This window comes from Delftia sp. RIT313, from assembly GCF_000632165.1.
Classification (GTDB): Bacteria; Pseudomonadota; Gammaproteobacteria; order Burkholderiales; family Burkholderiaceae_C; genus Comamonas; species Comamonas acidovorans.
Genome location: NZ_JFYT01000122.1, coordinates 1 through 7,236, shown reverse-complemented (window position 1 = coordinate 7,236; position 7,236 = coordinate 1). Strand labels below are relative to the sequence as shown.

The window sequence follows — 7,236 nt, the reverse complement described above, 5'->3', positions numbered from 1 at the left end:
AACAGGCTGCGCACCTGGGCCGCCAGCCCCCTGGCGCGCATGCGTTCGAGCAGCTTCAGGGCCAGCAACGAATGACCACCCAGCTCGAAGAAGCTGTCATGGCGTCCCACGCGCTCCACGCCCAGCACCTCGGCCCAGATGCAGGCCAACGTCTCTTCCAGCTCACCTTGCGGCGCCTCGTATTGCTGGGTACTTGCCATTTCCGGTTCAGGCAAGGCCTTGCGGTCCACCTTGCCGTTGGGTGTCAGCGGAAACGCATCCAGCACCACGATGGCGGAAGGCAGCATGTAGTCGGGCAGCACGGCGGCCAGAGCCTGGCGCAGCTCGGCCGCCAGGCCTTCCCCAGCCTGCGGCGCGGCCACGTAGGCCAGCAGCCGCGTGCCGCCCGCGCCCTGGGCGGCGACCACGACGGCCTCGCGCACTCCGGGCCGGGCCAGCAGTTGGGCCTCGACTTCGCCCAGCTCGATGCGCAGGCCGCGCACCTTGATCTGGTGGTCCAGCCGGCCCAGGTATTCGATCTGGCCCTGCGCATTCCAGCGCACCAGATCCCCCGTGCGGTACAGCCGACCCTTGCCGCTGCCATCGAAGGGATGGGCCACGAAGCGCTCGGCCGTCAGCCCCGGCCGGTTCAGGTAGCCGCGCGCGAGCGCCATGCCACCCAGGTACAGTTCGCCCGCCACGCCCTGGGGCACGGGCGCCATGTCGGCATCCAGCACCCAGGCTTCGGTGGCGCTGATGGGCCGGCCAATGGGCACCAGGCTGAGGCCGTCGTCACGGCAGGTCCACTGCGTCACGTGGATGGCGGCCTCCGTGGGCCCATAGAGGTTTTGCAGGCTCACGCCGCGCAGGCGCCGCAAGGCCTCGCTCTGGGTGGCCGCGGGCATGGCCTCGCCACCGCAGATGACGTAGCGCAGCCGTGTCTGCTCCTCTATGCCCTCGTATGCCAGAAAGGCCTGCAGCATCGAGGGCACGAAGTTCAGCGTCGTGATCTGGTGACGGCGGATCAGCGCGATGATGCGTGCAGGCTCGCGCTGGTCGCCGGGTCCTGCCAGCACCAGCTTCACGCCTACGGTCAGGGGCCAGAAGATTTCCCAGACCGAGACATCGAAGCCGAACGGCGCCTTGTGCAGCACGGCATCCCCGGCGCCTATCGCATAGCGCTGCTGCATCCAGGCCATGCAATTGCTCAGTGCGGCATGCCGGTTCGCGGCACCCTTGGGCCGCCCCGTCGAGCCCGAGGTGTAGATCACGTAAGCCAGGTTTTCGCCATCGACCGGCACCTGGGGATCGTGCTCGGGCCCGGCTGCGGCCGTCTCGGGCTCGATGTCCAGCAGTTGCAGGCCCGCATCCTCGGGCAGCAGCCCGCGCCCCGGCCCCTGGCAGAGCACCAGGCGTGCGCCGCTGTCGGCCAGCATGTAGGCCAGCCGGTCTCGCGGATAGTCGGTATCCAGGGGCACATAGGTGCCGCCGGCCTTGAGCACGGCCAGCAGGGCCACGATCATGGCCACCGAGCGTTCGGCCGCGATGGCGACACGGGTCTCGGGGTGCACGCCCAGCGCGATCAGGCGGTGGGCGAGACGGTTGGCACGCCGGTTGAGTTCGGCATAGCCCAAAACCTCATCGCCGAAAGCCAGGGCCGGCGCCTCAGGCCGGCGCCGAGCGCAGGCCTCGAAACGGCGGTGCACGGGCTGTCCGTCCCCGGCCACCTCGGCATCGCGCCCCCAGGCTTCAAGTTCCCGGCGCTCCGGCTCGCCCGGCAGGACGATATCGCCCAACGCCTGGTCGGGATGATCGGCCAGGGCCTGCAAAATGGCCTGCAAATGCCCGGCCATGCGCGCAATGGTCGCCGCCTCGAACAGGCCCGCAGCGTAGCTGATCTCCAGCAGCACGCCGCCGTCGGCATCTTCCGTGCTGTTGAGCGTGAGTTCGAATTGCGCGCTGCGCCCCTCCTGGGCACAGGGCTCCAGCGTGAGGCCGCCCAGCCGTCCTCCCCCGCCGAGGGCTGATCGCTGGTGGTTGTGCATCACCTGGAACAGGGCATGGACGCCGAGATTGCGCTCTGGCTGCAAGGCCTCGACGAGCTGGTCGAAGGGCAGGTCCTGATGCGCCTGCGCGGCCAGCGCAGCCTCGCGGGCCTGGCGCAGCACCTCGACGACGGGGCGGCGAGCGTCCATGCGGTTGCGCAGCACCTGGGTATTGACGAAGAGGCCGACCAGCCCTTCGGTCTCGGCGCGGTGCCGGTTGGCGATGGGCACGCCCACACGGATGTCCTGTTGCCCGCTGTAGCGGGCCAGCAACGCCTGCCATCCCGCCAGCAGCGCCATGAAAAGGGTCGCGCCCTCGGCACGGGCACGGGCCTGCAGTGAATGCGCCAGCGCCGCAGGCAGCTGCAGCCTGTGCTCGGCCGCGCGGTGGACGGCGTCGGCGCGCCGTGCATGGTCGGCCTGCAGTTGCAGCACGGGCTGCTCACCGCCCAGTTGCTGCATCCAGTAGCGCAGTTGGCGCTCGCGCTCGCCCGCCTCCATCCAATTGCGCTGCCAGGCCGCATAGTCGCTGTACTGCACGGGCAGGAGGCGCAGTCCGGGGGCCCGGGACTGCAGATGGGCACCGTACAGGGCGGCGAATTCCTCGATCAGGATCTGCATGGAGCGCCCGTCGGACACGATGTGGTGCATGGCGACCACCAGCAGATGCCGGTCCTGCCCCTCGCGCACCAGGGCCACGCGCACCAGCGGCCCCGCCTCCAGGTCGAACGGCTGCTCGCAGACCTGCCGCACCCATGCCCGGGCCTGCGCATCGCCGGCCGCTTCACCATCCCATAGGGGAATGTCGACCTGCTGGGAATCGCACACCTGCTGCAGGGGCTGGCCGTCGGGGCCGGCCCTGAACACGGTGCGCAGCGCGGCATGCCGGGCGACCAGATCCGCAAAACCCGCCCTCAGGGCCTGTGCGTCCAGCGCACCCTGCAGGCGCCAGACTGCGCTGATATGGTAGGCCGCGCTGTCGGGCTCCAGCTTCCAGAGAAACCACATCCGTGCCTGCGCATAGGACGCAGGCACGGCCGTCCCGTCATCCTGCCCCGCGACGATGGGCAGACTGGAAAAGTTGATGCCCTGGGCCGCCAGTGCTTCGAGAAACAGGCGCCGCTTGCCCGGAGCGAGGCGATTGAAGCGCTGTGCGATGTCGAATTCCGTGTTTTTCATTCCAGGTCCAACTCTTCCAGAAGGGATGCCATTTTTTGAAGATCGGCGGCCTTGCCGGCATCGGCGGCGCCCAAGGTCTGTTCCACCAGCAGGGCCATGTCGGCCAGGCAGCGGCTCTCGAAGCAGGCCCTCAGGGGCAGTTGCACCGAGAACTGCCTGCCCACCCGGGCCTGCACATCGAGCACGGCCATGGAGTGGCCGCCAAGCTCGAAGAAGTTGTCGCCACGCCCCACCTGCGCCACGCCCAGCACGGCCGACCAGATCGCTGCCAGGCGCCGCTCGGTCTCGCCGCGGGGCACGTCATGGCTGGGTCCGCCGCCCAGGTCCGGCTCGGGCAGGGCCCGGCGGTCCAGCTTGCCGTTGGCGTTGAGAGGCAAGGCGTCCAGCCCGACGATGGCGTTGGGCACCATGTAGTCGGGAAGCAGCGCGGACAGCTGCAGTCGCAGTCCCTCGGGATCGGCCACGTGGCCGGCCTGGGCAACCACGTAGGCCAGCAGCCGTGTGCCGCCGGCCCCGGGCCGGGACACCACGGCGGCCTCTCGCACGCCGGGCTGGGCCAGCAGGCCGGCCTCGATCTCGCCGGCCTCGATGCGGTAGCCCCGCACCTTCATCTGGAGGTCCGCGCGGCCCAGGTACTCGATGCGGCCGTCGCTACGCCAGCGCGCCAGGTCGCCGGTGCGGTACAGCCTGCGGCCCTCCTGCGACAGCGGATCTGCCACGAAGCGCTCGGCCGTCAGGCCCGCACAGCCCAGGTATCCGCGCGCCAGTCCCGCGCCCCCCAGATAGAGTTCACCGACCACGCCGGCCGGCACGGGCTGCATGGCGGCATCCAGCACCCGGACCAGGGTTTGCCGCACCGGCCGGCCCAGCGGGACGCAAGCGCCCTGCACATCGCCGACCTCCACGCGGCCGCAGACCGCGAAGGTCGTGCACTCGGTGGGGCCGTAGCCATTGATCAGAGCCGTTGTGCCCATGATCTCCAGCGCCTGGCGCGCATGGTGCACCGACATGGCCTCGCCCCCGCTGAGCAGCTGGTCCAGTCGCGCCAGGGCTTCGGGGTGTGACTCCAGCATCCGGTTGAAGAGCGCCGCCGTAAGCCAGGCGCAGCGCACGTCATGGCGCTCCATGAATGCCGCCAGGTCCTGGAAGGACACCCTGCCCGGCGGCGCCTGCACCAGGGTGCCGCCATTGCACAGCGCCCCCCAGATCTCGAAGGTCGAGGCATCGAAGGCCAGCGGCGCGAACTGCAGCATGCGCAGCCCGGTCCCCAGCCGCGCGCAGTCCGCGTCACGCACCAGGCGGCAGATGCTCTGGTGGGCTATCTCCGTGCCCTTGGGACGCCCCGTGGAGCCCGAGGTGTACATCAGGTAGGCCAGGCCCTGCCCGTGCAGCGCCCGGGCCGGGTCGTGATCGGGCCACACGCAGGGGTCCGGTGCATCCAGCGCAAGCCATCGCAATCCGGCATCTCCCACGGGCCGCCCCAGCCAGCATTCGTGGGTCAGCACCAGCCGCAGCCGCGCGTCCTCGCACATGGCACCGGTGCGCCCATCCGGCCATTGGGGGTCCAGCGGCACATAGGCACCACCGGCCTTGAGCACGGCCAGCAGGGCCACGACCATGTCGGCGCAGCGCTCGAACAGGATGCCCACACGGACCTCGGGGCCGACCCCCAAAGCCATCAGCCGATGGGCCAGGCGGTTGGCATGCCGGTTGAGTTCGCCGTAGGTCCATGGCCGCCCGTCGCCAGCCAGCGCCAGTGCATCGGGCTGGCGGCGCGCCTGCGCCTCGAACAGACCATGGACCGTCGCGTCATGGACCTCGCCGGCCCGGTTGTCGCCCCAGTCCAGCAGTCGGCGGTGCTCGGCCTCGCGACCCAGCGCCAGTTCGCAGACCGGCGTCTGCGGCGCCTGCTGCAGCGCCTGCACCAGTTGTTCCAGCGCATCGCGCAGGTCCTCGCAGACGCGCAGGGCGTCGGCGGGCTGCGCCACCTGCGCGGCCAGCGTAAATGCGCTTCCCTGTTCGTCCACCGACATGCCGAACGGATAGTTGCTGCGCTCCCGGCTCTCCAGCATGTCCATGCCTTCCCAGGCCGGCGCCGTGTCCTGGCTGCCCTGAGCGCCGTAGCGGTAGTTGAACAGGGCGCTGAACAGGGGCAGTCCGCCCGCCAGGCCGCTGCAGCGCTGGATCAGCGAAAGGCTGGCATGTTCGTGGTGCAGCAGCTGGGCCAGTAGCGCATGCGTGTCATCCAGGCATTGGCGCACGCTGCGCGCGCCCAGCTGCAGCCGTACGGGCAGCGTGTTGATGAACAGGCCGACCGCGCGTTCCGCGCCGCGCCCGCCCTGCATGCGCCCGAACAGCACGGTGCCGAACACCACGTCGTCACGCCCCGTGGCCCGGCCCAGCACCAGCGCCCAGGCCAGGTGGAACAGCACCGCGGAACTCACGCCGCTGCGGCGGGCCTGTTGCCGTATGCGCCCGGCCAGGCCGTCATCCAGGCGCAGGCGCGCCTCCTGAACGGCACCGCCGTCGCCTTGCACATCGAGCAGGCCGTAGGGTGCCGTGGGTTCGGTGACATCGCCCAGCAGCGCCGTGAAGAACGCCCTGTGCTCGGCCTCGCCCACGCCCCTGCGCGCATGTGCCACAAAGCGCCTGAATGGCAGGGGCGCGGACAAAAGCTCCCGGCGCCCCTGCTGGATCAGCGCGATCTCGTGGACCAGCAGCTCCAGCGTCTGGTGGTCTATCACCAGGTGATGGCACAGCAGGCGCAGCAGCCAGCGCCCGTCCTGCGCGCGCGACCCGGCCAGCGCGCGCGCCATGGGGGCCTGCCGCACATCGATGCGCGGATGGGGCTGCTGCGCATCGGCCGCCGACCATTCGGGCTGTAGCTGCGCGTGGCGGTACACCACCTGCACGGGCTCGCCCAGGCCCTCCCACAGCACAGCCGTGCGCAGGATGTCGTGGCGTGCAATCACCTCGTTGAAGCTCGCCACAAAGCGCTCCAGGCGCTGCCGGCTGTCGAAGGCCAGCACATGCGAGGTGACATAGGCATCGCTGTCCGCATTCAGCATGTGGTGGAACAGGATGCCTTCCTGCAGGGGCGCGAGCGGATAGATGTCCTGGATGTTCGCGGCCCCGCCCGGCACCGCGGCCTCGATGCCGGCGATCTCCGCGGCGTCGATGTCCACCAGCGTCAGCATCTGCGGCGTGATGGCCGTGCAATCCTCGGGGATCAGGTTGGCGGGCACCTCGATCTGCACCTGGCCCTGCAACTGGCCCTGCTCACGGCCCAGCGCCTGGGCGAAGTCCGCCAGCCTCGGGTGCTGGAACAGCGTGCGCACCTGCACGCCCAGGCCCAGGGCGCGCACCCGCTCCAGCAACCCCAGCGCCAGCAGCGAATGCCCGCCCAGCTCGAAGAAGCCGTCGTGCCTGCCCACGCGCTCCACGCTCAGCACCTCGGCCCAGATGCGCGCCAGCGCCTCTTCCAGTTCGCCCTGCGGCGCCTCGTATTGCTGGGTACTTGCCATTTCCGGTTCAGGCAGCGCCTTGCGGTCCACCTTGCCATTGGCCGTCAACGGCAGGGCATCGAGCACCACGATGGCCGAAGGCACCATGTAATCAGGCAACCCTTGACCCAGCCGCTCCTTGAGCAGCCCGTCTTCGACTTCCTCGTTCAACGAGACATAGGCCACCAGCCGCGCCCCGCCCGGCCCCTGGCTGGCCAGCACGACGGCCTCACGCACCTCCGGCTGCGCCAGCAGTTGGGCCTGCACTTCGCCCAGCTCGATGCGGAAGCCCCGGATCTTGACCTGCTGGTCGGCCCGGCCCAGGTATTCGAGCTCGCCCTGCGCGTTCCAGCGCACCAGGTCGCCCGTGCGGTACAGCCTGCTGCCATCGTCCGTGAAGGGGTTGGCGATGAAGCGCTCCGCGCTCAGGCCTTGCCGGTTCAGGTAGCCACGCGCCAGGCCCGCGCCCGCAACGAACAGCTCGCCCGCCACGCCTTGCGGCAGCAGGTTCAGACTGCCGTCCAGCACGT

At 70.0% G+C, this 7,236-nt stretch carries 2 protein-coding genes; both read right to left on the bottom strand.

Annotation, left to right across the window (positions count from 1 at the left end; translation table 11 throughout):
* The coding region (locus BW39_RS29695) for a non-ribosomal peptide synthetase (protein ID WP_043825966.1) at positions 1–3,203 on the bottom strand (3,203 nt) is incomplete at its 3' end.
* Positions 3,200–7,236 (bottom strand): non-ribosomal peptide synthetase (locus BW39_RS29690; RefSeq protein ID WP_043825964.1); only part of this gene is annotated, 4,037 nt, incomplete at its 5' end. The genes BW39_RS29690 and BW39_RS29695, both read right to left, overlap by 4 nt.